This is a genomic window from Aeromonas sp. WP2-W18-CRE-05, from assembly GCF_014168615.1.
In the GTDB taxonomy this organism is placed as follows: domain Bacteria; phylum Pseudomonadota; class Gammaproteobacteria; order Enterobacterales; family Aeromonadaceae; genus Aeromonas; species Aeromonas caviae.
Map to the genome: position 1 here is coordinate 3,646,399 of NZ_AP021917.1, position 25,967 is coordinate 3,672,365.

Annotated in this window: 22 protein-coding genes, 8 tRNA genes and 1 pseudogene; 12 read left to right on the forward strand and 19 right to left on the reverse strand. The window is 59.4% G+C overall.

The features are described 5' to 3' along the window. Positions 1–219: 219 nt before the first annotated feature. Together H7R73_RS16910 and H7R73_RS16915 are read right to left on the reverse strand one after the other, a co-directional pair. Positions 220–1,494: an IS4-like element ISApu2 family transposase gene (locus H7R73_RS16910; RefSeq protein WP_011191341.1), complete on the reverse strand. Its 1,275-nt coding sequence runs from the start codon at positions 1,492–1,494 to the stop codon at positions 220–222. 83 nt (positions 1,495–1,577) lie between these two features. After that, positions 1,578–2,486 carry a tyrosine-type recombinase/integrase gene (locus H7R73_RS16915; protein ID WP_182951335.1) on the reverse strand — a complete coding sequence of 303 codons (909 nt, stop codon included), beginning with the start codon at positions 2,484–2,486 and terminating at the stop codon, positions 1,578–1,580. 445 nt (positions 2,487–2,931) lie between these two features. Between H7R73_RS16915 and H7R73_RS16920 the strand changes: the two genes are divergently transcribed. The 8 genes from H7R73_RS16920 (at position 2,932) to H7R73_RS16955 (ending at position 3,766) form a co-directional block, all read left to right on the forward strand. Further along, positions 2,932–3,008: transfer RNA gene (locus tag H7R73_RS16920), tRNA-Met, on the forward strand. A gap of 8 nt (positions 3,009–3,016) precedes the next feature. Next, a tRNA-Gln gene (locus tag H7R73_RS16925) sits at positions 3,017–3,091 on the forward strand. A 42-nt stretch (positions 3,092–3,133) separates the two neighbouring features. Continuing rightward, positions 3,134–3,208: transfer RNA gene (locus tag H7R73_RS16930), tRNA-Gln, on the forward strand. A 41-nt stretch (positions 3,209–3,249) separates the two neighbouring features. Next, positions 3,250–3,324 (forward strand) — tRNA-Gln (locus tag H7R73_RS16935). Between the two features lie 39 nt (positions 3,325–3,363). After that, a tRNA-Met gene (locus tag H7R73_RS16940) sits at positions 3,364–3,440 on the forward strand. Between the two features lie 46 nt (positions 3,441–3,486). Beyond that, positions 3,487–3,561 (forward strand) — tRNA-Gln (locus H7R73_RS16945). Positions 3,562–3,597: 36 nt separating this feature from the next. After that, a tRNA-Met gene (locus H7R73_RS16950) sits at positions 3,598–3,674 on the forward strand. 8 nt (positions 3,675–3,682) lie between these two features. Continuing rightward, positions 3,683–3,766 (forward strand) — tRNA-Leu (locus H7R73_RS16955). Positions 3,767–4,010: 244 nt separating this feature from the next. On the opposite strand, the gene H7R73_RS16960 is transcribed toward H7R73_RS16955, so the two are convergent. Beyond that, positions 4,011–5,843 carry an SLC13 family permease gene (locus tag H7R73_RS16960; RefSeq protein WP_103259711.1) on the reverse strand — a complete coding sequence of 611 codons (1,833 nt, stop codon included), beginning with the start codon at positions 5,841–5,843 and terminating at the stop codon, positions 4,011–4,013. A gap of 270 nt (positions 5,844–6,113) precedes the next feature. Between H7R73_RS16960 and yqfB the strand changes: the two genes are divergently transcribed. The 3 genes from yqfB (at position 6,114) to H7R73_RS16975 (ending at position 7,902) form a co-directional block, all read left to right on the forward strand. Next, on the forward strand, positions 6,114–6,446 hold the full coding sequence (gene yqfB / locus H7R73_RS16965; RefSeq protein ID WP_042014549.1) for a N(4)-acetylcytidine aminohydrolase: 333 nt from the start codon (positions 6,114–6,116) through the stop codon (positions 6,444–6,446). Between the two features lie 87 nt (positions 6,447–6,533). Next, a complete protein-coding gene (locus H7R73_RS16970; RefSeq protein WP_103259710.1) occupies positions 6,534–7,454 on the forward strand; it encodes an alpha/beta hydrolase in 921 nt (306 codons plus the stop codon). Between the two features lie 61 nt (positions 7,455–7,515). Then, positions 7,516–7,902, forward strand: a complete 387-nt coding sequence (locus H7R73_RS16975; RefSeq protein WP_010673839.1) for a DUF1622 domain-containing protein — start codon at positions 7,516–7,518, stop codon at positions 7,900–7,902. 104 nt (positions 7,903–8,006) lie between these two features. Here H7R73_RS16975 and H7R73_RS16980 read toward each other — a convergent pair whose 3' ends face one another. Continuing rightward, positions 8,007–9,371, reverse strand: a complete 1,365-nt coding sequence (locus H7R73_RS16980; RefSeq protein ID WP_103259709.1) for an MDR family MFS transporter — start codon at positions 9,369–9,371, stop codon at positions 8,007–8,009. Positions 9,372–9,534: 163 nt separating this feature from the next. Between H7R73_RS16980 and H7R73_RS16985 the strand changes: the two genes are divergently transcribed. Next, positions 9,535–10,161 (forward strand): HAD family hydrolase, encoded by a 627-nt coding sequence (locus H7R73_RS16985; RefSeq protein ID WP_042014544.1) that lies wholly within the window; start codon positions 9,535–9,537, stop codon positions 10,159–10,161. 39 nt (positions 10,162–10,200) lie between these two features. Here the strand turns inward: H7R73_RS16985 and H7R73_RS16990 are convergent, their stop codons facing one another. The 15 genes and pseudogenes from H7R73_RS16990 to H7R73_RS17060 form a co-directional block, all read right to left on the reverse strand. After that, on the reverse strand, positions 10,201–10,452 hold the full coding sequence (locus tag H7R73_RS16990; RefSeq protein WP_039039590.1) for a hypothetical protein: 252 nt from the start codon (positions 10,450–10,452) through the stop codon (positions 10,201–10,203). A 180-nt stretch (positions 10,453–10,632) separates the two neighbouring features. Next, positions 10,633–11,430 carry a DUF1338 domain-containing protein gene (locus H7R73_RS16995; RefSeq protein WP_103259708.1) on the reverse strand — a complete coding sequence of 266 codons (798 nt, stop codon included), beginning with the start codon at positions 11,428–11,430 and terminating at the stop codon, positions 10,633–10,635. Between the two features lie 69 nt (positions 11,431–11,499). Next, a complete protein-coding gene (astD, locus tag H7R73_RS17000; protein ID WP_103259707.1) occupies positions 11,500–12,969 on the reverse strand; it encodes a succinylglutamate-semialdehyde dehydrogenase in 1,470 nt (489 codons plus the stop codon). Positions 12,970–13,036: 67 nt separating this feature from the next. After that, positions 13,037–14,056 (reverse strand): arginine N-succinyltransferase, encoded by a 1,020-nt coding sequence (astA, locus tag H7R73_RS17005; RefSeq protein ID WP_010673834.1) that lies wholly within the window; start codon positions 14,054–14,056, stop codon positions 13,037–13,039. A gap of 75 nt (positions 14,057–14,131) precedes the next feature. Beyond that, on the reverse strand, positions 14,132–15,349 hold the full coding sequence (locus tag H7R73_RS17010) for an aspartate aminotransferase family protein (protein WP_039039586.1): 1,218 nt from the start codon (positions 15,347–15,349) through the stop codon (positions 14,132–14,134). Between the two features lie 278 nt (positions 15,350–15,627). Continuing rightward, positions 15,628–16,209, reverse strand: a complete 582-nt coding sequence (locus H7R73_RS17015) for an aminodeoxychorismate synthase component II (protein ID WP_041215622.1) — start codon at positions 16,207–16,209, stop codon at positions 15,628–15,630. Between the two features lie 321 nt (positions 16,210–16,530). Further along, positions 16,531–16,746, reverse strand: coding sequence for a hypothetical protein (locus H7R73_RS17020; protein ID WP_010673831.1), 216 nt, complete (start codon positions 16,744–16,746; stop codon positions 16,531–16,533). Positions 16,747–16,865: 119 nt separating this feature from the next. Next, on the reverse strand, positions 16,866–17,870 hold the full coding sequence (trpS, locus tag H7R73_RS17025) for a tryptophan--tRNA ligase (RefSeq protein ID WP_103259706.1): 1,005 nt from the start codon (positions 17,868–17,870) through the stop codon (positions 16,866–16,868). A gap of 39 nt (positions 17,871–17,909) precedes the next feature. Then, positions 17,910–18,567 (reverse strand): annotated as a pseudogene (locus tag H7R73_RS17030) (phosphoglycolate phosphatase). Beyond that, a complete protein-coding gene (rpe, locus tag H7R73_RS17035; protein ID WP_010673828.1) occupies positions 18,554–19,228 on the reverse strand; it encodes a ribulose-phosphate 3-epimerase in 675 nt (224 codons plus the stop codon). Before rpe ends, H7R73_RS17030 begins: the two are co-directional and overlap by 14 nt. A 190-nt stretch (positions 19,229–19,418) precedes the next feature. Continuing rightward, a complete protein-coding gene (locus H7R73_RS17040) occupies positions 19,419–20,291 on the reverse strand; it encodes a Dam family site-specific DNA-(adenine-N6)-methyltransferase (RefSeq protein ID WP_029314124.1) in 873 nt (290 codons plus the stop codon). Between the two features lie 70 nt (positions 20,292–20,361). Beyond that, entirely contained in the window at positions 20,362–21,918 is a 1,557-nt protein-coding gene (locus tag H7R73_RS17045; protein ID WP_103259705.1) for an SPOR domain-containing protein, read from the reverse strand. After that, complete coding sequence (aroB, locus tag H7R73_RS17050) at positions 21,908–22,990, reverse strand: 3-dehydroquinate synthase (protein WP_103259704.1); 1,083 nt, start codon at positions 22,988–22,990, stop codon at positions 21,908–21,910. Before aroB ends, H7R73_RS17045 begins: the two co-directional genes overlap by 11 nt. A gap of 17 nt (positions 22,991–23,007) precedes the next feature. After that, positions 23,008–23,526: a shikimate kinase AroK gene (gene aroK, locus H7R73_RS17055; RefSeq protein ID WP_010673824.1), complete on the reverse strand. Its 519-nt coding sequence runs from the start codon at positions 23,524–23,526 to the stop codon at positions 23,008–23,010. Positions 23,527–23,717: 191 nt separating this feature from the next. Next, entirely contained in the window at positions 23,718–25,943 is a 2,226-nt protein-coding gene (locus H7R73_RS17060) for a type IV pilus secretin PilQ (RefSeq protein ID WP_039039581.1), read from the reverse strand. Positions 25,944–25,967: the final 24 nt, after the last annotated feature.

A 25,967-nucleotide genomic window follows, 5' to 3' on the forward strand; every position in this document is an offset into this window, starting at 1 on the left:
TTAAATCAGATCACAAACGAAGCCTTTTTTCTATCTATTTCAATTGGTTGTAGCTAAAGATCCTGTACATGATGCCGATCATGGTTTCCCATCGAGGGTAAAAAGTGATCGGCTTGGGATGTTATTGAGTGATCGGCATGGATGTTATTGAGTGATCGGCATGAATGTTATTGAGCGATCGCCATGCGTGGGAATATGCATGGACTCATGTACAGAACCTTAAGCGGCAAGCGAATTAATAATACCGTCTAACGTGTTGTTTTGCTTGGATTTTCTCTGCCTACTCTTTTTGCCGTTTTTGGATAAATACACCATTGCCCACTCCAACTTCTCTGTTATTTCCTGCCACGCACCATGGATGATGCTCGCCAATATCGGCATTAACCAAAGCGCGCTGTTTTTGGCAATCTTCAGCATCGATAACTCCGCGCTGCCAATCAGCGTCAGCGCCAGCCGACGTTTGACCAGCAAGGCCAGCAAACTAGCCCAGATCAAGCCTTCCGCTATCGCTTTTTGTCGTGTCGCGAACGCCTTCAACCGGTTATGTGATTTCAGCTCTTTGAACAACAGTTCGATCTGCCAACGGCAACGATACAATGCCATCACCTTCTCGGCTGGCCATCGCTCACGCGGAAGATTGGTCATCCATATACAGAACCGTTTTTCCTCTGCAAACCAACGTCTTATGAGTCGATATTTATACTTTCCCGAACTCACATCCAGATCCAGAACCTCGGCTCTGCAGCTTCTCCGATCGATATCCTTGAGCTTTTTTCCGAGTAACTTGGGCATTTCCCTGCCGTCCTGTCGGTAAGCTGCCTGTACTTTGGGATTGAGATTTTGACTCCCTCTGACCAGATAGCTTCCTTTGGCTTTGGTCACATCAGCAAAGTACTCGCGGCTGATGTAACCGGCATCCGCCAATAACAGTTTGTTATTTAACGAATTTGCGGCCGGAAGATGCTTGCGCTCCGATTCGGTATCCGCCGTGATACTCATCGATATCGGCGACTGGTCCAGCAAGGACATGGTCATATGACACTCTACCGCAGCGGGGCTGTGCTTATTGAATCGGCCCGGGAAATGTTCTGCCAATTGCGGATGTAACGCGAATGACGACCCGTCCTGCAGCAGTACCTGCTCAAAGCCTGCCAGTCCGTGGGCGTCCGGTAGACACTCCTTGAGGCGTAAGGCGATGGCTCGTTCAACCAGTGCGCGCATGAACAAGGGAAAACCCTGCTTGCGTAACTGGTTGTGAAAGGGTTTATACGCTATTTGGTCAGTATCATGGAGCTGCAACGCATTGAAATGGCGATGCAAACCAGCAATACCATCCACCTTGTCGCAACCAAGCCCTGAGAGCAGAGCCGGGAGTAGTCTCGCAGGCTGGATATCCCGGAGTCGCTGACAAAAACCGGTAAATTTACCGATCCGGTTGAGTTCAGAAGAGCTAAGAAGTTGCTTGAGGTACTGGGTTGCATTGATAATAGTCATGGCTTCGGGCGTGTCGGTTTTTTTTTGCGATTAAATCAGATCACAAACGAAGCCTTTTTTCTATCTATTTCAATTGGTTGTAGCTAAAGATCCTGTACATGAATAGCTCGTTGATGAGCCAGGATCTCTAGAGACATTTTATGAAGCGTGACCGTATGCTCCTTACCGTTCTTGGTGTTACTGGCAGGAATGATCCATTTGTTGCCAATAATTTGCTCCCAAGTCATACCCGTAGCTTCTCCACGACGAACACCAGTTAACAAAATCAAACGTAAACAATTTGACTGAGCTGGATGAAAGCCGCCTTCTGATAGTCCTTGCCAAAAAGAAGCGACCTCTTCATGACATAACCAACGTTGGCGTGGTGGGGAGGAATCAGCACCAATAGTCGATGGCTTGATGGTTCTAGCAGGATTCAACTCTATCAGATCTAGGTTTACTGCATGGTCGAGCATCTGAGCACAGATAGTCAGCGCCTTTCGTGCGGCCTGTATGCTGCGCCCTCGTACCTTAGATAAGTGAGCAAACAACACTGCTCGCGTCACATCTTTCAGTAACAGACTACCAATGGCTTTGCTTATATATAGTCGGTGTATGTGACGATAGGCTTCAACTGTAGATGCTCGGGCAGGCTTGGCAGCCTGCTTCCACTCCAACCACTCCTCAAAAAACGCATCAAATGTTGGCATAGCCGACCGCTTCGCTTTGGATGCTTTGGCAACAGCAGCAGGATCTTCCCCTGCCTTAACCAAAGCAACAGCCTTACCGTGCTCAACTCGCGCAATCGCCAAGCTCATTGCTGGATAAGAGCCCAATGTGAATTTTCGGGCCTTATTATTGATACGATAACGGTAAAGCCATGTTTTAGAGCGCCCACCACTGCGAACCTCGATACACAACCCACCACCAGCACCACTAGCAACAGCAACCACCTGCCGTTGGCCATCCTCCGCCTTCAAATTGGCGATTTCCCGATCTGTCTTAAGCGCCACCCTAGCCCCCTTTGTTCAAGCTGTGTACACAATAGCATTTTGAGTACGCAACTGCGTACACAAAATACCTGGCTACCAGTGATTCCACCTGAAACGTCGCGAGACAAAAAACCATTTAATTTATTGATAATAAATAGATTTAAATAAAGCGTGAGACCTCATGACACCAAGATAGACTCACTCAAGACCAACTTCCTGTTCAACGTCTAACCCCATGAGAGGCCAGCATTTGCTGGCCTCTTTTTTATCTGGCCAGAGGCGCGATCAGGGTGCGAATGTCGTAAAAAAAACCAGATTGTTGGGCTTTTGCACGACAGCGGCCAATAACTCGCCAAACGCACCCAAATTCGTTTTTTCAAACAAAAAAAGGGTTGACGCCCCAGAGCCAGATACGCATAATTCCGGCCGCACAGTGACGAGGCAACGACTCACTGGAAGCACGGTTGGCTATGTAGCTCAGTTGGTTAGAGCATCGCACTCATAATGCGGGGGTCACAGGTTCGAATCCCGTCATAGCCACCATATCTAGTTGGGGTATCGCCAAGCGGTAAGGCAGCGGGTTTTGATCTCGCCATCCCTAGGTTCGAATCCTAGTACCCCAGCCATTTTTTGAATGATGTTTGATGGTCTCTGTCAAGCATCGTCGTTGGGGTATCGCCAAGCGGTAAGGCAGCGGGTTTTGATCTCGCCATCCCTAGGTTCGAATCCTAGTACCCCAGCCATTTTTGAATGATGTTTGACAGTATTTGTCGGGCATCGCTTTTGGGGTATCGCCAAGCGGTAAGGCAGCGGGTTTTGATCTCGCCATCCCTAGGTTCGAATCCTAGTACCCCAGCCATTTTTCTGTTCTCTTCCACCTATGTGGTTGACAACAAACGGCTATGTAGCTCAGTTGGTTAGAGCATCGCACTCATAATGCGGGGGTCACAGGTTCGAATCCCGTCATAGCCACCATGTTTGAAAAATGTTCCTTCAATCATCCGATTGCAAAGAACACTGTTGGGGCATCGCCAAGCGGTAAGGCAGCGGGTTTTGATCTCGCCATACCTAGGTTCGAATCCTAGTGCCCCAGCCATTTTTGCTTGTATTCGACGCAAGTCGTGCACAAGACGGCTATGTAGCTCAGTTGGTTAGAGCATCGCACTCATAATGCGGGGGTCACAGGTTCGAATCCCGTCATAGCCACCATTATTCTTGCGGAAGTGGCGAAATTGGTAGACGCACCAGATTTAGGTTCTGGCGCCCTAGGCGTGAGAGTTCGAGTCTCTCCTTCCGCACCATCGAAAGCAGTACCAAACAGACCAGCTCAGGCTGGTTTTTTTGTATCCGGCGTTTGCCGCTCTTCTTCCCCTCTCCACGCCATCGCACGCCTGCAACGCCACCTCATGTATCAACGGCTGAGCCTTGTGCTCTCCTCTGCGACAGCGCAATGCCCTGCTCCGGCGTGATGCCGCCCTTTTCATCTCGCAGAGCACTGCGGGCAATAAAAAGGCGGCCCGCAGGCCGCCATATCGTTTGCTGTCGTCAGAACGGGAAGAACCAGGGGATGGCGATGACGCTCACCACCATCACCAGCAGGGTGAAAGGCACGCCGATGCGCACGAAGTCCATGAACTTGTAGTTGCCCGGGCCCAGCACCAGGGTGTTGACCGGCGACGAGACCGGCGTCATGAAGGCTGCCGAGGCGGCGATGGCGATGGTCATGGCAAAGGGATAAGGCGACACCCCCATCTGATGGGCCGTCCCCAGCGCGATGGGCGCCATCAGCACCGCCGTCGCCGTGTTGGAGATGAAGAGCCCGATGACGGCACAGAGCACGAAGAGGCTGGCCAGCATCACCCTGGGGCCCATCTCCCCCACTGCCGAGATGAGCGCGCCGACGATGAGATCCACCCCGCCGGTCTGCTGCAATGCAAGGGCAAAGGGCAGCATGCCCACGATGAGGATCAGGGTCGGCCAGTGGATGGACTTGTAGGCACTCTCCAGATCGATGCAGCGGAACTTGCCCATCAGCAGGCAGGCGATGAGCGCCGCGATCACGTTGGGCACGGGATCCGTCACCATCAGTACTATCATGACCCCGAGGGCAATCAGGGCGTGGATGGCCTGGCTGCGGGCCGGCGCCATCTCGTCCACTTCCGCAGGCAGGCCCAGCAGCAGAAAATCGCGATGATGGGTCTGCAACTGACGAATGAGGCTCCAGTTCCCCACCACCAGCAGGGTATCCCCCATCTGCAGCGCCTCGTCCACCAGCTTGCCGGTCAGCGCCTCTCCATCCCGGCGGATCCCCACCACGCTCAGACCGTAACGGGAACGGAAGGTCACCTCGCGGATGCTCTTGCCGAGCAGCCGGGAGCCGGGGATGAGGGAGACCTCCGCCATGCCCACCTCCCGCGCCTGATCGGAGAAGTATTCGCCGCGCAATATCATGGGCTCGAGCCGCGCCTCGCTGCAAAACTCCCGCACATCCACCTCGGGATCCGACATGTCGATGAGCAGCACATCCTTGGCCTGGAACTCGGTCACCCCGGTGACACTGACCATCACCCGCCTGAACTTGCGCCAGCGCTCCATCCCGATGACGTTGGCCCCGAAGCGGGCACGCAATTGCAGCTCGTCGAGGGTCTGGCCGATCAGGGGGGAGTCGGGCCGGATCGCCAGTCGGCGTGCTCGCCCCGCCAGCCGGTAGTCACGGATGAGATCCCGCATGGTGCTGCGTCCCATCTGCTTGCCCTTGCCCTCCTCTCCTTCACGCACCAGGGAGGTGCGCATCAGCAGCATGTAGAGGATCCCCATCCCCAGAATGATGACCCCCATGGGGGTGAAGCCGAAGAAGCCGAACCCCTGGATGTCGTGCCGCATCAGCTCACTGTTCACCACCATGTTGGGAGGGGTTGCCACCAGCGTCATCATGCCGCTGATAAGGCCGGCAAAGCCGAGCGGCATCATCAGTCTGCCCGCCGGGATCCCCATCCGGTTCGCCACGCTCAGCACCACGGGGATGAAGATGGCCACCACCCCGGTAGAACTCATCACGGCACCCAGGGTCGCCACCGCCACCATCAGCAGCACCAGCATGCGGGTTTCGCTGCTGCCGGCCACCTTCACCAGGGCATCTCCCACCTGATAGGCGATGCCGGTACGCACCAGCCCCTCCCCCACCACGAACAGGGCGGCAATCAGAATGACGTTGGGATCGCTGAATCCTGCCAGCGCCTGCGGCAGGGTCAGGGTGCCGCTCAACACGAACAGGATGATGATCAACAAGGCGACCACGTCCATGCGTACCTTGTTGGTAATAAACAGGAGAATGGCACCCACCAGCATGCTGAGCACCCAGATCAACTCGGAATTCACACTTGCTCCTTTTGTTCAACGTCAACCACGGCCGGCCTCGGACGCCATCAGACCACAGAGCCCGTCCCCCTGATTTGTTACATATCAAGAAAGAGGAGACCGCATCATCTCACATTCAGGTTCAGTTGCGGCCATTTTACCGGTCCGTGAACGCAGTCGGTCGCCCTTCACATGTCGGGGTAAAAAGTGCTGCACGCTCCCCCCGCCCCTCCTAAAATGGGCCCGCCGCGGCCTGAGCCGCCCTCTCACCCCTTACCCTTCGGAGACGACATGACCCAGCACACCCCGGCCTACCCGGCATTCACCTTCTTCAGCCGCTTTGTCGCCGACATCCAGGCTGGCCGAAAGACCATCACCATCCGCGACGAGAGCGAGGCAAACTGGCGGCCCGGCCAGCGCCTGGCCCTGTTCACCAACCCGGAACACCAGCCTTTTGGCACCATTGAAGTCATCTCGGTCAAGGCGGTCGCCTTTGAGGCGCTGAGCGACGAGCACGCCCGTCAGGAGAACATGACCCTCCCCGAGCTTAAAGATGTGATCCGCGATATCTACCCCGCACTGCCGCCCCTCTATGTGATTGAATTCGTGCTGATTGAAGCCTGATTTTGTGAGCTGCCTCAGCTAACGCCGGTTGCGCTCACGGGCCAAAAGCGCACAATGACTGTTTTTATATACAGTCATTGGTGTCTTATGGAAAAACAACTCGAACCGGCCATCGCAGCCATGGTGGCAGACTTCATCGCCGCAGGTCGTCCCAAGGCGAGCCAGCTGAGCTGGCAGGCGCGCCGTGACGGCTACCTTGCCTCTGCCCTGTTGGGAGGTGAGCGGGAAGAGGTGGGCGCCATTGAAGAGTGGCAGGCCAATCACCACGCCATCCGCTGCTATCGGCCCGCAGACAAACCGGACCCCGCGTATCCAGTGCTGATCTATTTTCACGGCGGCTGTTTTGTCAGCGGGGATTTCGAGACCCACGATCGCCAGATGCGGATGCTGTGCAACCGGGCCAGCGCCCTGATCTTCGCCGTACACACCCGCCTCGCCCCGGAACACACCTATCCTGCGGCTCACGACGATGCGCTGGCCGCCACGCGGGCCATCATGGCCGAGGTGGAGAAATGGCATGGGGATCCGGCACGTCTCGCCATTGCCGGCGACAGCGCAGGGGGTCATCTCGCCCTGGTCACCACCTTGCGGCTCAAGGCTGCCAACGCCCCCTTGCCCAAGGCCCTGCTGCTTCTCTATCCCATGCTGGATGCCCTCTGCGAGAGCCAAAGCTACCGCGATCTCGGTGACGACTACCTCATCACCCGGGACATGCTCGCAAGCGGTTTTCACGCCTACCTTGGCAGCCTGCCCCCCTGCCATCCCGAAGCCAGCCCGCTCCACCATCCCGCCCTGTCAGGATTGCCGCCGACCCATATCGTCACGGCGGAATATGATCCGCTGCGCGACGAAGGGGAAGCCCTGTATGGCAAGCTGGTGCAGGCTGGTGTCGATGCCACTTGCCAGCGGCAGCATGGCGTCATCCATGGCTACTTCCAACTGGCGGCCATCAGCCCTGCCGCTCGTCAGCTCATCGACCAGATAGCCATGATGCTCAGAAAACTCTGAGTTGGAACCGGCCCCCAAGCCGTGTTAAAAGTGTCTCTTTTGAATCAGGGAGGTAACCCGAGTGTTCGAGATAGCGAGCCTGAAAGAGGGTATGATGCACGGGGTGGAGCTGTTCCAGCTGCTGCTGGAGATCATCTCCATCGCCTGCGTGGTCATCGGCCTTGGCAAGACCCTCTGGCTGGCTGCCAGAGTGCGGGATCACGAGCCCGGCTTTCCCCGTATCCGCCTCTGCTTCGGCAGCTGGCTCATCCTGGCGCTGGAGTTCCAGCTCGCTGCCGACATCCTGGCCACCACGGTGGCACCGAGCAAGGAGGAGCTGGTGCGCCTCGCCATCATCGCGGTCATCCGCACCTTCCTGAACTACTTCCTCGGCAAGGAGCTCGATGCCCAGGCCGAGCGCCAGCAACCCGAGCCTGTCAGGTCACCTTCCCGCCCCGACGCCCGATGAGCGGGCTGAGTGGCACAAGGCCACGACACGGAAGGAAAGGCACCAGCCTGATCCCATGAAGAGGGCTCCCCGCGGGGAGCCCTCTTTGTATCCGATAGCAACTATCAGACGTGCTTGCTGGCCAGCTCGTGGCGCTTCAATGCCAGCAAGGTGACCAGCAGGGCGGCGGTGGCGATCAGCGCCATGCCGATATAGGTGGCGCTGAAACCGGGTGCCAGTTCGGCCGGGCTCAGGCTGGCCAGATTGGGGCTGCTGCCTGCCGGCAGGGCGGAGTGGAACAGCACGGCGCAGATGGCGACCCCAACCGCGCCCCCCAGCTCACGGCCGAAGTTGAACAGGGACATGCCGATGCCGCGATCCTCCCGTGGCAGGGCATTTTGCACCACCACAGAGAGGGCCGGCAGCACCAGACCCAGCCCCAATCCGGCAAACCCCAGTCCCAGTCTGGCCCAGACGTCGAAGTGGATCTGCCACAGGGCCAGCGCTGCCAGGGCAAAACCTGCCACCACGAAACGCTTGTAGTGACCGGTGCGACCGATGAGCTTGCCGCCGAAGAAGGCCCCCGCCGTGATGCAGACCATGAAGATCACCATGATCCCGCCACTGTCACTGGCACTCATCCCCTTTTGCCACTGCATCTGCAACGGCAGGTAGACCAGCACGGCAAACATCAGCAACTGCGAGGCCAGCGCCAGCAGCACGCTCACCAGATAACCCGGCAGGCGCACCAGGTGGGCTGGCAGTATGGGGTCGTGCGCCCGCCGCTCAGCCAGGACGAGCAGCAACAGGGCAACCCCCAGCGCAGCCGCGAGCCAGACGGCGGGCAAGGCCGCTTCCGGCGAGAGCAGCAACAGGGTGAGGGTGGTGACCGTAATGAGCAGTGCCGCTCCCTTCCAGTCGAAACGGCTGTGGCGACGCACATTGAGGTGACCCAGATTGCGGTTCACCAGCCAGAGGGCGATGGCACCGAGAGGCAGATTGATCCAGAAGATCCAGCGCCAGCTGAGCTGCTCGGTAAAATAGCCACCGAGCAGCGGGCCTGCGATGCTGGAGACCGCATAGACCGCCGAGATATACCCCTGATACTTGCCCACCTCCCGTGGCGGAATACAGTCGGCGATGACGGTGAAGGCGAGCGCGATCAGCCCCCCGCCCCCCAACCCTTGCAGCACGCGGGCGGCCAGCAGGGTCGGCAGATCCTGGGCCAGGGCGCAGGCCACGGATCCAGCCAGAAACAGGCCGATACCGATGTTGAGCATGCGTACTCGGCCGAACATGTCGCTCAACTTGCCATAGATGGGCAGGGCCGCAGTGGCCGCCAGTAGATAGGCGGTCACGACCCAGGTGAGGGCGGCACCGGCGTTCAGCTCAACCCCTATGATGGGCAAGGGCGTGGTGACGATGCTCTTTTCCAGTGAGCCCAGGGCGATCACCAGGGCCACGCTCGAGAAGACGGTTTTGGGGGACATAGGCAGGCTCGCTCATGTGAGATATCGGCACAGGGGGTGCAAGGCACATTATTGTCTCATAAATCATTAGCCGATGGTCAAAACCACTGCCAACCATGATGAAGGTCGCGACATCTGCGAGCCGGATCTGCTAGGGTGAATCTTTGCCGAAGAGGACGCCCCCATGCCCCAGTCATCCCCTTGCGATCATCACCAGAGTGAACAGCCCCGATTCGACGAGTACGACGCCCTGATCTTCGACATGGATGGCACCCTGGTGGACTCCATGCCTCTGCACCTGGATGCCTGGGAAATCACCAGTGCCGAGTTCGGCCTGCCGTTTGATCGGGCACAGCTCAACGAGTACGGCGGCATCCCCACCCGCAAGATAGTGACCATGCTGGCAGAGCAGCACGGGATGACCATCGACGTGGAAGCCTTTGCCCGGCGCAAGGTCGCCCTCTACCTGGCACGGATCGACGACGTCCGGGTGTTTCCCGCCATGTGGGAGCTGGTCAGGCAGTACCACGGCAAGGTGCCCATGGGCATAGGCACCGGCTCAACCCGGGAACATGCGGCGCACATCCTGCGTCAGACCGGGCTCGATGCCTTCATCTCCGTGCTGGTGAGTGCCGATGATGTGGTCAATCACAAGCCCCACCCGGACACCTTCCTGAAAGTGGCCGAGCAGCTCGGCGCCAACCCGGCCAACTGCCTGGTGTTTGAAGACACCCGAATAGGCATTCAGGCGGGCAAGGCCGCCGGCATGACCACCTTGCTGGCCACCGAAGGGACGCTGCAACGGGTGTGAGCGGTGCGGGCCCATCCTAACCGACGGACCCGCACCAGCTTACTCGGCCTCATTCTCCCCCTCCTTCCCACCTGCCGGTGCCGGGCCGTCCGGCCGCTCAAATCCCAGATCTGACATGCAGTTGTCAAATTCCGACTCCCCCGGTTTGCCATGCTCCTTGCAGCTCTCAAACGCCGCTTTCATCTCGGCCGACAGCTCGTGCGGAGGCTTGGGCGGGGTACGGCTGCCCTGATCGCCCGCTGCGGCGGTCAGAGTAGTGAGGGAAAACAGCAAAGGCAGAACAATCTTCATGGTATGACTCCAAAACGGGTGGCATACACCGGCACGGTGCGGCGATGGCCCACGGCAGCGGGCGGCATCATGCTAGCGAATCGCCGCGAACTGATGGGTCAAGGGGAGGTAAAGAGGGTGTCAGGTCGGCGTAAATCCATAAAAAACGCCCCAGGCGGGGCGTTGTTTTCATGGCGGCCATTACATGGCGTTGGTGGATTCGAAGATCTTGTCGGCCGACGCTTCGACGAAGCCAGGGTAGAGCACGCCGTCGGCCTGCGGGTAGCGCAGGGCAAACTCGTAAAAGCAGCTCGGGATGGTGCGCACGCCGTCGCTGAAGGGCACCTCGGCCTTGTCTGCCATGGTGGAGGATTGCTCCAGCATCACCTCGGGATCGCCCTTCACCTCGCCGCCAACGGTGTTGAGCACGAAGCCTGCCGCCTTGAGCGCCGCATTCACCTGCTGGATGGTGTCGAAGTCCTTCAGGCGGTTGATGTTGACGGTGAAGTGGTTGGCACGATAACCCCAGGCGGCCATCCAGGCGGCATACTCGCTCTCTGCCAGCAGGGTCTGGTAGTCGGTGTGGGAGACCTGCCAGGGCGCGCCGGCGTAGAGGAAGGCCGGGGTGTCGGTGAGGTGATCGGGTACCTGATCCACCAGCTTGTGGATGATGGCCTGGGCAACTTCGGAGAGCTCTTCCACCTTCAGCTCGCTGATGAACACCTTGGGCGCATCAGGATCTTTATGCTCGAAGTGTTTGGCATAGAGCTTCTTGGCCTTGAACACGTACTCGCCCTTCTCTTCATACCCCAGGGCGCGGAAGTGGGCCGCCAGTTTCTCGAGACCGAGCTTGGGCAGGTTGTAGGTCCGAAACGCCACGTGATCGTTGATGATGGGGGCACCGCCGCCCAGCAGTTGATGAACCTTGTGAGCACTGGGGGTGACCTGAATGTAGTTGTCCCACAGATGGCCAAACAGGGTGTCGATATCCTTTTGCATCTCTCTTTCCTTTGATTGCGGGTACAGACAGGGGCACCTGTTCAGTGCCCCTCTTTTATTTTCTTGTTATCAGAAGGTCAGACCGGGAGACAGTTGATCCGGCATAGCAGCCTTGCTGTCTTCGACGGAGGCGACCGGGTAAGCACAGTAGTCGGCGGCGTAGTAGGCGCTCGCCCTGTGGTTGCCGGAGGCACCGATGCCGCCGAAGGGGGCGGCACTGGAGGCGCCGGTGATGGGCTTGTTCCAGTTGACGATACCGGCACGGATCCGCTTGAAGAAGTGGTTCCAGTCCGCTTCGTTGTCACCGAGCAGACCGGCCGAGAGACCGAAACTGGTGGCGTTCGCCTTCTCGATGGCCACATCGAAGTCGTCGTAGCGAATGAGCTGCAGCAGCGGGCCGAAGTACTCTTCATCCGGCAGCGCGCTGACCGCGGTCACGTCGATGATGCCCGGAGAGACAAAGCCGGTGCCCGCTTCCAGGTGCTTGAGGGCAAGCAGGCTTTCACCACCGAGGCGCTGCAGGTTGGCTTGCGCCTCGACCATGCCGAGTGCGGCCTTCTCGCTGATCATGGCGCCCATGAACGGCTGCTCGGCGGCGTCATAGAGGCCGACCTTGATCTGGCCGACCACCTCCACCAGGCGCTTGACCAGGGCATTGCCCCGCTCGCCGCGCTCGACAAACAGACGGCGTGAGCAGGTGCAACGCTGGCCGGAGGTAATGAAGGCGGACTGCACGATGGCATGGACGGCGCCGTCGATGTCGCTCACATCTTTCACGATCAGCGGGTTGTTGCCACCCATCTCCAGTGCCAGGATCTTGCCCGGCTGGCCGGCAAACTGCTGATGCAGGAAGTGGCCGGTACGGGAGGAACCGGTGAAGAAGAGGCCGTCGATGTCCGGGTTGCCGGCCAGCGCCTTGCCGGTGTCGACCTCCCCCTGCACCAGGTTGAGCACCCCCTTGGGCAGCCCCGCCTCCTGCCACACCTTGACCATGGCTTCAGCCACCATGGGAGTCAGCTCGGAAGGCTTGAACACGACCGCATTGCCGGCGATGAGCGCTGGCACAATGTGGCCGTTGGGCAGGTGGCCCGGGAAGTTGTAGGGGCCGAACACGGCCACGACGCCATGGGGCTTGTGGCGCACGAACGCCTTGGCGCCCGGCATGGGGTTTTCCACCGTGCCGGTACGCTCGTCATGGGCCCGGATGGAGATGGCAATCTTGCCCTGCATGGCCGCCACTTCGGTGCGGGTCTCCCACAGGGGCTTGCCGGTTTCACGGGCGATGGTCAGGGCCAGCGCCTCCTTGTGCTCGCCGAGCAGGTCGGCATAGCGGCGCACGATGGCAAGGCGCTCTTCAAGGGCCAGATCGGACCAATGGTAGAAGGCCGTGCGGGCCGCCTTGACGGCCGCATCCACCTGGGACTGGCTTGCCGCCTCACCCCGCCAGATCACCTCGTTTTTGGCCGGGTCGATGGATTCGAACGGCTTGCCTTCACCGGCCAGCCACTGGCCATCGATAAACTGGACTAAAGACATCATCAATTCACTCCCTGTGGGTACGCAGGCCGCCTCGGCAGCCTGTCTCAATGCTGTGCTGCGGGGCGGGTCAATCCAGATCGACGACGCGCACCATGTCGCCATTTTCCACCTTGAGGGCGGCCGCCATCTTGGGCGGAATGATGGCTTCGTGCTTGTCCAGATCGACCCGGATGTTGCCGTAGCAGGCGCGGTATTGCTCGAACCTGGCGTTGCAGATGAGGTAGGTATGGCCGCCGATGGGCTCACCCACCAGCACCGCCAGCTTCTGGCTGCGGCGCACGCTGCGAATGTTCTTCACCTCGCATTCGACGGTGGGGCCGGCGTCGAAGATGTCGACATAACCGCGATTCACGAACCCCTCATCCTGCAGCATCTTGAGGGCAGGCCGGGTCTTTTCGTGGGTCTTGCCGATGACGGCGCGCGCCTCGTTGCTCAGCAGGTTGACGTAGATGGGGTACTTGGGCATCAGCTCGGCGATGAAGCGCTTCTTGCCGATGCCGGTCAGATAGTCGACGGTGGGAAAATCCATCGAGAAGAAATGTTTTTGCAGCCACTCGTAGAAGGGGCTGTGGCCGTTGCCATCGGAGACACCACGCATCTCGGCAAAGACGGTACTGTCAAACAGCTCGGGGTGTTCGGCCATGAACAGGAAACGGTGCTTGGAGAGCAGACGGCCGTTGAGCCCCTCGCGGGCGCATTCACGCAGAAACAGGGTGCAGAGCTCGGAATTGCCGGTGTAGTCGTTGGAGAGGGTGAGGGTTTCCACGACATTGTAGATGCCGAGCTTGGGAGAGGAGTGCACCACCTTGCCGATGTGATAGTTGTAGAACGCCTGGGACAGGCCGACCGCCGCGTCGATGGCGCAGGTACCGACCATCTCCCCGGTCTCCAGATCCTCGGCCACGAAGAAATAGAGGCACTCGCCCTTGCCGGCGGGCTTGTCCAGGAAGGTCTGGGTCGAGGCATCGATCTTGCGTTGCAGCAGCTCGTCGTTGACCGGCAAGGATGTCATGCCGGTGCCGGATTCGATGGCACAGGTCTTGAGGCCGGCGAAGTCGCGCTGCTCGATAGGACGGATAACCAACATAAATGACAACTCCCTTTCATTGACGACAGGTGGGGTCCCGGCTCCTGCCGGGAGGGCTCCCCACCTCAATTTGGATCAGGCGTTGACCACCTGAGCGACCGCTTTCTCGAACCGGGCCAGCCCTTCCTTGATGTCCGCTTCCGGGATCACCAGGGAGGGGGCAAAACGCACCACGTTGGTACCGGCAACCAGCGCCATCAGGCCCTGATCGATGGAGGCGAGCAGGAAGTCGCGGGAGCGGCCCTTGAAGTCATCGTTGAGCACGGCGCCCAGCAGCAGGCCCTTGCCGCGCACTTCGCTGAAGCAGTGGTACTTGGCGTTGATGGCTTCCAGCCCTTCGCGGAACAGCTGCTCGCGCTGCTTGATGCCGCTCAGCACTGCCGGGGTGTTGACCACGTCGATCACCGCCTCGGCCACGGCACACGCCAGCGGGTTGCCGCCGTAGGTGGAGCCGTGAGTGCCCACTTTCAGGTGGGAGGCGATCTCGGTGGTGGTCAGCATGGCCCCGATGGGGAAGCCGCCGCCCAGCGCCTTGGCGCTGGTGAGGATGTCCGGGGTGATGCCCAGACCCATGTAGGCAAACAGCTCGCCGGTACGACCGACACCGGATTGCACCTCGTCATAAACCAGCAGGGCGTTGTGCTTGTCGCACAGCTCGCGCACCCCCTTGGCAAACTCGTCGGTGGGGCTGATGATGCCACCCTCGCCCTGCAGCGGCTCCATCACCACGGCGCAGGTGTTGTCGGAGATGACGGCAGCCAGCTCCTCCAGGTTGTTGTAGGCGACGTGGGTGATGTCGGCAGGCTTGGGACCGAAGCCATCGGAGTAGGCAGCCTGGCCGCCGACGCTGACGGTAAAGAAGGTACGGCCGTGGAAGCCCTGGTGGAAGGCGATGATCTGGGTCTTGTGGGCCCCGAACTTCTCGATGGCGTAGCGGCGGGCCAGCTTGAGGGCCGCTTCGTTCGCTTCGGCGCCGGAGTTGCAGAAATAGACCTTCTCGGCGAAGGTGGCGGCGACCAGTTTCTTGGCCAGGCGCAGGGCCGGCTCGTTGGTCATCACGTTGGAGAGGTGCCACAGCTTCTCACCCTGGGATTTCAGGGCCTCGACCAGTTTGGGATGGCAATGGCCCAGGCCATTGACCGCGATCCCGCCCGCGAAATCCACATACTCGCGGCCTTCCTGATCCCAGACACGTGACCCCTCGCCGCGCACCGGGATGATTTTGGCCGGCGCATAGTTGGGAACCATCACTTCATCAAACACTTCACGTGTCACTGCCAACAACTCTGACATATTGCTCTCCTGCTATCTCGCGGCAGAATAATCCACCGCCCAAAAGTTAAATCCGTGTAAACGTGGCGGAATTATCACAGAAAAAAAGTAAAAAGTCTGTAACTTAACCGCCTATAAGGAACAATGTTCGATTGCCTTTGAGATTTTAGGCAACCGCATTGCATAACGGCTCAGGGGGTGTTGGCAAGAGATAATTTGGACAGGGAGGAGGGTGAATAAAGTCTCAGGGAAATTTTTTTTTGCCTCATGACGGTTTTGAGACAGACATCGCAATTTTTTCAGGAAACGGCCAAAAAGTTGGCCAGCAACTGGTGCCCCTGTTCGCTCAGAATACTCTCCGGATGGAACTGCACTCCCTCCAGCGCCAGCGTTTTATGCCGCAGCCCCATGATCTCGTCCTGGCTGCCGTCGGCATGTTCACTCCAGGCGGTGACCTCGAAACAGTCGGGGAGCGACGCCGCCTCCACCACCAGTGAATGATAGCGGGTCACCCGCAGCGGGTTGTTGAGCCCCTTGAACACCCCCTCCCCTTTGTGACGGATGAGAGATGTCTTGCCGTGCATCACCTGACGGGCACGCACCACCCGGGCACCAAAGGCCTGTGCCAGGGACTGATGGCCGAGACAGACGCCGAGGATGGGGATCTCGCCGGCAAAACGGGAGATGGCGGCCAAAGAGATGCCCGCCTCGTTTGGCGTGCAGGGGCCGGGAGAGATCACCAGATGGCGGGGGGCAAGCCGGGCTATCTCCTCCAGGCTCAGCTCATCGTTGCGCCTGACCACCACCTCTTGCCCCAGGGCGCCGAAGTATTGCACCAGGTTCCAGGTAAAAGAGTCGTAGTTGTCGATGAGTAGCAGCATGCAAACACCCTGGGAATAAGACAGAGACGGTGATCGGACAGCCCGTTGCGAGCGCGGGCAGACAAACGCCGCGCATTCTGGCATGTCTCTTTGCGTTAATAAACCGGCGATCACCTCACCTGCTGTGCAGTCTGTCCGCTCTTCAATGGCGATCCGGGCCTGTCGACCCCACCCGGCGGTGGGCCTGTCCCCGACCGGGCAGCATCAGCCGCTCCATGTCAGGATGGCAAGGTAAAAGAGACGGGAGGCGACCGGGAAAAGGGCACAGGTCGTGACAGGCAGATGGGAAGGAGTCACCTTGGCAAGGGCTGACAACGGACCTCAGCGGTCCAGATAACGGCCCTGTTCCAGTTCCCGTTCCCGCTGGCACTCGGCCAGATAGATGGCAGCCGCGATGGCGGGGGTCTTGTGGTGCTTGTCGATGGCGTTGGAGACCATCAACTGCAAGGTATTGAGGCTCTTGGCCTTGCGAAACTTGCGCAGCCAGTGACCCTTGTCACCCAACTCTTCACTCAGGGTTTGTGATTCGACAGACATGCTTTCTCTTGGGGCAAAGCCCGTGTTTGACATTGGGGAGGTTGCGACAAACCGGAAGGTGTAAAACAAAGAAAGCCAGGCATCCACCCAGCTCTCTTCTACTACACCTTCCCAGTATGTCAGGCTCGAGGAACGAAGCCGACGACATCATATACGCTGATCAGGGTTTTTTCAGCCCTTTCACGCGCCTTTTGTGCGCCAGCCGCCAAAATGGCCTGCAGATGGGCCTCATCCTGACGCAGCTCGCGGAAGCGCGCCTGGATGGGTTCCAGCAAGGCGACCACGGCATCGGCCGTTTCACTCTTGAGGTGGCCGTACATCTTGCCTTCGAAGTGCTGCTCCAGCTCCGGGATGGAGCGGCCGGTCACACCGGACATCAGGGTCAGCAGATTGGAGACCCCCGGCTTGTTTTCGGGATCAAAACGCACCACGGCCGGCTCGTCGGAGTCGGTCATCGCCCGCTTGATCTTCTTGACGATCTGCTTGGGATCTTCCAGCAAGCCGATGAAGTTGGCCTCGTTGTCGTCGGACTTGGACATCTTCTTGGTCGGGTCCTGCAGGCTCATCACCCGGGCCCCTTCGCTCGGAATGAAGGGTTCCGGCAGGGTGAAGACTTCGCCATAGAGGTTGTTGAAGCGGGTGCAGATGTCACGGGTCAGCTCCAGATGCTGCTTCTGGTCATTGCCAACCGGCACCTGATTGGCCTGATAAAGCAGAATGTCGGCCGCCATCAGCACCGGATAACCGAACAGGCCGACGTTGACGTTGTTCTCGAAACGAGCGGACTTGTCCTTGAACTGGGTCATGCGCGACAGCTCGCCCATCTGGGTGTAGCAGTTCAGGATCCAGCCGAGCTCGGCGTGCTGGGGCACGTGGGACTGGATGAATACGGTGCTCTTGGCCGGGTCGATGCCCACCGCCAGATAGAGGGCGGCTGCGTCGAGGCACGCCTTGCGCAAGGCGGCCGGATCCTGGCGGGTGGTGATGGCGTGCAGATCGACGATGCAATAGAGGCAGTCGAAGTCATCCTGCATGCTGACCCACTGACGCAGGGCTCCCATGTAGTTGCCGATGGTCAGCTGGCCCGAGGGTTGGGCACCGCTCAATACGATTGGTTTAGTCATCAGAGTAGTAATCCTTGTTATCCGCCAGCCCGGCCTGGATCAGACCAGCAGGGCGTCGAGTTCGGCAAACTGCTCGCAAACCCAGTCGGGGCGGGAGTCTGCGATAGGGCGGCCATAGTTGTAGCCATAGGTGAGCCCCACCACCTTCATGCCGGGCGGCCAGCACGTCATTTTCGGAATCCCCCACCATCAGGGTGCGGGACGGGCTGACACCCAGCTCGTGGCAGGCGTGCAACAGCGGCTCCGGGCTCGGTTTCTTGACGGGTACGCAGTTGCCCCCGAGCCAGAGTGCGAAACAGTCGCTGATGCCGAGGGCCTCCAGAATGGGCTGCACGAAGTGACTCGGTTTGTTGGTCACCACGGCCTGCTGGTAACCCAGCCCCTGCAGACGGCGCAGGCTCCGGGCCACTCCGTCATACATGGCCAGGCCTTCCAGCAGACAGGCCTGATAGTGACGGTCGAACAGGGGGCGGGCCTTGGCAAACTGCTCCGGGGCGTCGCGGTAATCGAGAGCCCGCTGGATCAGCTTGTCGGCGCCGTTGCCGACCCAGGTACGCACCACGGACTCGTCGGCCTCGGCCAACCCCAGATCCGCCAGGGTACGGTTGACCGCCAGCGCCAGTTGCGGGGCGCTATCAATCAGCGTGCCATCCAGATCGAACAGCACCAGGTCAAAGGGGCGATCAGCGACGGACATGGGCAAGCTCCGCGCGCATCTGGTCGATCACCGCCTTGTAATCCGGCTTGCCGAAGATGGCAGAGCCCGCCACGAACATGTCGGCACCCGCCTCGGCAATCTCGCGAATGTTGTCGACCTTGACCCCGCCATCGATTTCCAGGCGAATGTCGCGGCCGCTCTCGTCGATCAGGCGGCGCACCTGGCGCAGCTTGTCGAGGGTGCCGGGGATGAAGCTCTGACCGCCAAAGCCCGGGTTGACCGACATCAGCAGGATCACGTCCAGCTTGTCCATTACGTACTCCAGGCAGGTGAGCGGGGTCGCGGGGTTCAGCACCAGACCGGCCTGGCAACCCTGCTCCTTGATGAGGCCCAGGGTGCGATCCACGTGATCGGAGGCTTCCGGGTGGAAGGTGATCAGGCTGGCACCGGCCTTGGCAAAATCAGGCACGATGCGATCCACCGGCTTGACCATCAGGTGCACGTCGATGAGCGCTTCGATGCCGTAATCGCGCAGCGCCTGACAGACCATGGGGCCTATGGTCAGGTTGGGGACATAATGGTTGTCCATCACATCGAAATGGACCACGTCGGCCCCGGCGGCCAGCACCTTGGCCACATCCTCACCCAGACGGGCAAAGTCGGCGGAGAGGATAGAGGGGGCAATCAGAAAGTCTTTCATCAGCGTCATCCATTGGCAGCGTGGCAGAAAAAACGGCGCAATTTTATCGCAAAAGGGCGATGAAAACGACCCGCATCTACAGAACACGCCGCTCCGGCACCATCGCCGGCAAACGATGCCAGGCGCGGCTCACGGAATGCCAGCGGCAGCATCAGAAATGACAACGGCCCCCTCAGGGACCGTTGTTCACTCAGCCGACTGCAACCAGCTCCGCCTCACCGGGATAATAGCCCTGTTCGGGCTCGATGCCGGGCGGATAGAGTGCCAGCAGCTCGGCCACCTTGTTGCGACCACCGCCGTTGCGGCTGATGGTACGCTTGACCAGGATCTCGTCGAGCCGGGCGCCACGATAGAGCTCGCGGGTCAACTCGATGTCATGGTTGCTGATGAGCACGGGCACCCCTTTATGGGCGGCGGTGTGGCGAGCCAGCCTGGCCAGCAGCGCCTGATCGTCCAGGGTGAAACCGCCTGCCGAATAGGTGGTGAAACTCGCCGTGGTTGAGAGAGGGGCATAGGGCGGATCGCAGTAGATCACCCAGTCTTCCTCTGCACGGGCCATGGCGTCGGCATAGCTTTCACAGATGAACGTCGCCTTCTGCGCCTTCTCGGCAAACGCCCACAGCTCTTTCTCCGGGAAGTAGGGTTTCTTGTAGGAACCGAAGGGAACGTTGAATCCCCCCTTCTTGTTGTAACGGCACAAGCCGTTGAAACCATGGCGATTCAAAAACAGGAACAACTGAGCCCGCTCAAACCCGGCAGCGGTCTGGTTGAACTGGGTACGCAGCCGATAATAGGCGGTCTTGTGGTTGTGCTCGGCCACGAACAGCTTGCGGGCCTCGCTGATGAAGCTGTCCGGCTGCTGCTTGAGGTGGTTGTAGAGGCCAATGAGATCCGGATTGATGTCGTTGAGCACATAGGCGTCGTAATCCGTGTTGAGAAACACGGATCCCGCCCCGACGAAGGGCTCCAGCAACACACGCCCGGCCGGCAAACGCTCGGCGATCTCTTCGACCAGGGAGTATTTTCCCCCGGCCCATTTTAAAAACGCGCGTGTTTTTTTCATGGAAGTCCGGTGTTGACAAGGCTATGCCCAAAAAAGGGGGGTGATTCTACCCCCTTCCTCGGGTGGCTGGCTATTGCTTCAATTCTTTTTGTATCTGGGCGAATGACTTGGGCCAGGGTTGTCCCTTGAGCAAGGCAGGTGACAGCTTGCGAATGGCCGCCTTGGCCTGGGCACTGCTGGCGTAGTCTCCCTGCACCACTACATACCAGGGACTGCCACGGAAACGGGTCTTGTAAACCCACACCTTGCCCGCCAAGCCATGCTCGGCCACAAAGCTGTCTACCGCCTTGGTGTTGCTCGCCCCCATCAACTGGATGCTGTAGTGATTCTTCGGCTTCTTGTTGAGAGTCGCCACCGGCGTCAACGCCACCTTGGCCGCTGGGGCCGCGACCGGCGCTGTCTGCGCGCCACTGGCCGGTTGAGCCTCTGTCCGGGCCGGGACACTGCTCGGGGCCGGATTCTTGACCTGGGCCGTCGTTCCGGTCGGGACCGCACGGGAACCGCTCCCCACCAGCTCATCCACCACGGCCGTGGGCAAGGCGCCGCTGACGTTCGGCTGGTTCATCAATTTCTCGACCACTTCGTCGGAGATGACGACCCGGCGCCCCTCATAGTTGGTTGACTCCGTGGTGACCGTCTCGCTCTCGACCTTCTTGGGCAAGGGCTTGGCATCGGACTGCCAATCGCGGGCAACCTGATTCTCTGACGGGATGGCAGCGGCGCCACTGCTCGCCTGAGTACTCAAGGCCCCGCTCGCCGCACCGACGTTCACAGGATCGCTTGAGACGGGATTGGGCAACGCCATCCCCTGGGACGGAGCCTGGGCGGGGTCCTGGCCTGCACTGTCGAACAGGGGCAGATAGCTCAGGGCCAGCAACCCGCCCGCCACCAGGGCAAGCACGATCGCTATCTTCTTGACGGGCAACTCGGCCTGACGTTTCTTGGGCCTTCTGTCGGTCATGGTATCCTCCAGTAACTGCATGATGGCTGACGGATGTCCGCCCGCCCCATTCAGGATCTCTTCCACTTTCGGCTTGGGCAAGAGGGCTGTCGGGATCTTGAGCTCTTTGGCCTTCTCATACAAGAAGATACGTTGCTCAGGAGCGCTCAGTGGCGCGACTTCCAGCTCGAGGGCTGGCATGGCCCGTCCCTTGAGGAGCGCCTTCTGGTTGCGACACCAGGCGTCATCACCCGAGAGCAGGATGGCCAGTTTATGAGGAGATGCCAGGGTATCGTTGTGACGACAGAGCGCCCACAACTCCCCCACCAGCTCGGCAGGCAAAGTATCGGCACGTTCGATGATGAGCAGCAGTCTGGCAGGCTTGTCACCCACCATGCGAAAGAAGCTGTCCGCCAGGGCATCCTGCGCGTTGAACAGGGGACGTGCCACCACCTGCTGCAACAGCAACTGGCGCACATCTGCCATCTTCATGGACGGGCTGCCGATGAGGCTGGCCACCCGCACCGCATCGGGCAGTTGGGCAAGCAGCGACTCGCACAATGTGCCACGGCCACTGCCTGGCTTGCCGGAGAGAAAAACAAAGGGGTGGTTGAACTCGATCAGGTGCAGCAGCCGGTCAACCAACTGCCGCTGAGAAGGCAGCTTGAGCAATTTATTAGTGGTCACGACCAGACTCGATCACCGCCATCAATTGCGCATCCGTCACATCGGCCACGACCTGGGCCTGTCCGATCCCGATCGGCAGCACCAGCCTCAGTTTGCCTTCCAGCACCTTCTTGTCACGGCGCATATGGCGAATGAAGGCGGCAAAATCCATATCGGACGGTGCCTTGACCGGCAAATCGGCGGCCAACAGCAGATCGCGGACTCGTGCCACCTCTTGCGCCGTCATGTCGCCACGGGCCAGGGCCGTCTCGGCCGCCAGCATGGTTCCCGCCGCCACGGCTTCACCGTGCAGCCAGTTGCCATAACCCTTCTCCGCCTCGATGGCATGGCCGAAGGTATGTCCCAGGTTCAGCAAGGCGCGCACACCGTGCTCGGTCTCGTCCTGACCGACCACATCGGCCTTGATCTCGCAGCAGCGGCGAATGGCATAGGAGAGTGCATTACCGTCGAGGCGCTGCAGGCGGGTCATGTTGGTTTCAAGCCAGGAGAAGAAGGCGGCATCCCAGATGATGCCGTATTTGATCACCTCGGCCATGCCGGCGGCAAATTCCCGGGCAGGCAGGGTCTTGAGGCAGTCGGTATCGATGATCACATGCTTGGGCTGATAGAAGGCACCCACCATGTTCTTGCCGAGGGGATGGTTGACGGCGGTCTTGCCGCCGACGGAAGAGTCAACCTGGGAGAGCAGCGTGGTAGGCACCTGAATAAACGGAATGCCTCGTTGGTAGCTTGCCGCAGCAAAGCCGACAACATCACCTATCACACCGCCCCCCAGAGCGATCAGAGTGGTATCACGACCATGGCTGGTTTCCAGCAGAGCAGACATGATCCGCTCGAAGGTCGCCAGGGTTTTGTAGGCCTCTCCATCGGGCAGGATCAGGTGTTCCACCTGAAAACCGGACAGCAACTGAATGATCTGTTCAAGATACAGGGGCGCGACCACGGTATTGGTCACAATCATGACCCGCTTGCCCTTGATCGTCTGCGCCAGTACCTCGGGGCGTTGCAGCAAACCGGCAGCTATCTCTATCGGGTAGCTGCGTTCACCCAGTTCGACCTTCAACCTTTCCATGGACGTCCTCTAATGAATTACATACCAATCAACTTGACGATTTGATTAGCGACAACTTTGGCACTCTGGTCATCCGTCTGGATGACAAAATCGGCAACCTCTTCGTACAGGGCGTTGCGCTCTTGCGCAAGACGCTCAAGCACTTCACGGGGCGGCTCTTCGGTTTGCAGCAAGGGACGACGCTTGTCTCTCTGGGTTCGCGCCAATTGCTTTTCAATGGTGGTTTCGAGGTAGACCACGATGCCGCGTGCGGAGAGTTTGTTGCGGGTTTCACGGCTCTTGATGGCACCGCCACCCGTTGCCAGCACGATACCCTGCTGTTCGGCGAGCTCACCGATCACCTTCTCTTCGCGGATCCGGAAACCTTCTTCGCCTTCAACATCGAACACCCAGCCGATATCGGCACCACTGCGGCGCTCAATCTCATGATCTGAGTCGAAAAACTCCATGTGCAGTTGTTCTGCCAGATGTCTACCTATGGTGCTCTTGCCCGCACCCATGGGACCTATCAGGAAAATATTGCGTTTCTCAGCCATGTCTTTTCGTTAGTAATTACAAACTGTATGGCCCCGGTAAACACTCGACCGGGGTACCTATGAACCTTATCTTGCGTTGGATCAGGAGGGGGATTATCTCAGTAGAAACCAGGACTGGCAACCGCAGCCCTTACGCCCCAGCCTCATCGGGGCGTAAGGTTATATGTGTTTTACTCTCACAAGTAAAGTTTTCAGAGGGCGTCGGTCACTATCCTCGGGGTCACGAAGATCAGCAGTTCACGCTTCTTGTTTTCACTGGTGGTTTTCTTGAACAGATAGCCCAACCCGGGGATATCCCCCAGCAGCGGCACCTTGCTGACATCGCTCTTGATGGTCTGTTGATAGATGCCGCCAAGCACCAGAGTTTCACCGTTGTTGACCAACACCTGGGTGGTGATGGACTGGGCGTTGATGGACACCGCATCCCCGGTCCCGGTCGGCACGGTTTCCCCCTTGGTATCCTGAGTCACGGTCAAGTCCAGGATCACCCTGTTGTCCGGGGTGATCTGCGGTGTGACCTTGAGGCTCAGCACCGCCTTCTTGAAGGTGACCGAGGTCGCCCCGCTCGAAGAGGACTCCACATAGGGGATCTCGGTCCCCTGCTCGATCAGGGCCGGCTTCTGGTTGGCCGTGGTGACACGCGGACTGGCGATGATCTCGGCCTTGCTCTCCTTTTCCAGCGCTGAGAGTTCAAGATCCAAAAGGGTGCCATTGGCAAGACGGGCAACCTGGAACGCCAGGGTGCCGGCCGCGTTGGTCACCGGCAGGTTGACGTTGAGTCTGTCTTCTACGTTGGGGCGAGTGATGGTGGAACTGCCATCATTGTTTCCGGCGCCATCATTACCCTCTATGGTGCCCGAGGTGCCGTTGCCATGACCGTCTGTCTTGGTCACACCCCAGCGCACCCCCAGTGCCTCATCGAAACCATCATCAATGGTCACCATGCGCGCCTCGATCACCACCTGCTTGACCGGGATATCGAGGATATCCAGCATCCGCTTGACGTTGCTGATGACATCCGCCGTGTCCTTGACCACCAGCACATTGGTACGTTCATCCACGCTGACCGCCCCTCTGGGGGAGAGCAGCTTGGTGCTCTCGGAGGAGAGCAGGGCCGCCACTTCCGATGCCTTGGCATAGTTGATCTGCAGATACTCGGTGTAGAGGGGAGCGAGATCCGCCACCTGGTTGCGGCTCTCCATCTGCTGTTTCTCGCGAGCGGCAATCTCGTCCGCCGGTGCCACCAGCAGGATGTTGTTGTCCAGCCGTTTGTCCAGCCCTCTGACCTTGAGGATGATGTCCAGCGCCTGCTCCCAGGGCACGCCATCGAGACGCAGCGTGATGTTGCCGGAGACCGAGTCCGTGGTCACCAGATTCAGATTGTTGAAATCGGCGATGATCTGCAACACGGTACGAACAGGAATATCCTGGAAGTTCAATGAGATGGGCTTGCCCTGGTACTGCTTCGCCGCCGTGGTGGCCACCCGTTTTTTCACCTCGATGATGAACATCTTGTCGGCCTGATCGTAACGGTAGTCAAACTGGCCGTTCACCGAGAGCTCGAACAGGGTGTCATTGCCCTGGCGGAACACCTCCACCTGGGAGACCGGGGTAGCGAAGTCCTGCACATTGATGAGGTTGAGCTGATCATCAGGCACCCGGGTACCGTGGAACTTGGCCAGCACTTTCTGACCACGGCTGCTGACATCCACCGCCGCCGAACTGTTGTCCAGCGTCACGAGGAACTCCCCCTGCCCCTCCTTGCCACGGCGAAAATCCACGCCCTTGACCGAGTTGAAGTAGGCGCCCCCCATGTTTGCCTGAGACACGGACAACACCGGCTTGCCGGGGGCAACGGGCGAAGGAGCCACGGTAGGCGTGGCAGCCACGGCAGGCTGAGCCTGATACTGGGACTGGTTCTGGGCAACTCGCTGGGTGTCAATCAATGCAGACTGAGTCACCGGCTGGCTTCTGACGAGCGCAGACTGGCTGGCTGCAACAGGCGCCGCCGAGGAAGCGACCGGCTGCCCTGCCTTGTCTCCCAGCGCCACCAGCAATTTATTGCCCTGTTGATGGACCTGATAGGGGGTGAGCTGATCGAGGGCGATCTTGATGTCGAGCCCCTGCCCCTTCCCCTCCACCAGGAGGTTGTTCACCCCTTGCTGCTTGATGGGCAGGGGATTGACCGTCAGGGCACCGATGGCCCCGGGTACGTGCAGCAGAAGCTGATTGGGTTCATAGGTCAACCTGTCCGTAAAACCGCTGACCGGTTCGCTGAAGCTGAGCTCCAGCAGGAGTTGATCGGCCAGCAGGGGATTCACCTTGACCTCCTGCAACGCGGGTACTGCCCACACCTGAGTGCATCCGCCCAGCCAAAGCAGCGCCACACCGGTCATCCTTCTTATTGTTGTTCTCATCTCTGCTCATCCCTGATCATCCCT

Bases quoted from the DNA above. Each gene is read 5' to 3' on its own strand.
- H7R73_RS16910 (WP_011191341.1), bottom strand. From the start codon at position 1,494: ATGACTATTATCAATGCAACCCAGTACCTCAAGCAACTTCTTAGCTCT.
- yqfB (WP_042014549.1), top strand. From the start codon at position 6,114: ATGACCCAGCACACCCCGGCCTACCCGGCATTCACCTTCTTCAGCCGC.
- H7R73_RS16970 (WP_103259710.1), top strand. From the start codon at position 6,534: ATGGAAAAACAACTCGAACCGGCCATCGCAGCCATGGTGGCAGACTTC.
- H7R73_RS16980 (WP_103259709.1), bottom strand. From the start codon at position 9,371: ATGTCCCCCAAAACCGTCTTCTCGAGCGTGGCCCTGGTGATCGCCCTG.
- H7R73_RS16985 (WP_042014544.1), top strand. From the start codon at position 9,535: ATGCCCCAGTCATCCCCTTGCGATCATCACCAGAGTGAACAGCCCCGA.
- H7R73_RS16990 (WP_039039590.1), bottom strand. From the start codon at position 10,452: ATGAAGATTGTTCTGCCTTTGCTGTTTTCCCTCACTACTCTGACCGCC.
- H7R73_RS16995 (WP_103259708.1), bottom strand. From the start codon at position 11,430: ATGCAAAAGGATATCGACACCCTGTTTGGCCATCTGTGGGACAACTAC.
- astD (WP_103259707.1), bottom strand. From the start codon at position 12,969: ATGATGTCTTTAGTCCAGTTTATCGATGGCCAGTGGCTGGCCGGTGAA.
- astA (WP_010673834.1), bottom strand. From the start codon at position 14,056: ATGTTGGTTATCCGTCCTATCGAGCAGCGCGACTTCGCCGGCCTCAAG.
- H7R73_RS17010 (WP_039039586.1), bottom strand. From the start codon at position 15,349: ATGTCAGAGTTGTTGGCAGTGACACGTGAAGTGTTTGATGAAGTGATG.
- H7R73_RS17015 (WP_041215622.1), bottom strand. From the start codon at position 16,209: ATGCTGCTACTCATCGACAACTACGACTCTTTTACCTGGAACCTGGTG.
- H7R73_RS17020 (WP_010673831.1), bottom strand. From the start codon at position 16,746: ATGTCTGTCGAATCACAAACCCTGAGTGAAGAGTTGGGTGACAAGGGT.
- trpS (WP_103259706.1), bottom strand. From the start codon at position 17,870: ATGACTAAACCAATCGTATTGAGCGGTGCCCAACCCTCGGGCCAGCTG.
- rpe (WP_010673828.1), bottom strand. From the start codon at position 19,228: ATGAAAGACTTTCTGATTGCCCCCTCTATCCTCTCCGCCGACTTTGCC.
- H7R73_RS17040 (WP_029314124.1), bottom strand. From the start codon at position 20,291: ATGAAAAAAACACGCGCGTTTTTAAAATGGGCCGGGGGAAAATACTCC.
- aroB (WP_103259704.1), bottom strand. From the start codon at position 22,990: ATGGAAAGGTTGAAGGTCGAACTGGGTGAACGCAGCTACCCGATAGAG.
- aroK (WP_010673824.1), bottom strand. From the start codon at position 23,526: ATGGCTGAGAAACGCAATATTTTCCTGATAGGTCCCATGGGTGCGGGC.
- H7R73_RS17060 (WP_039039581.1), bottom strand. From the start codon at position 25,943: ATGAGAACAACAATAAGAAGGATGACCGGTGTGGCGCTGCTTTGGCTG.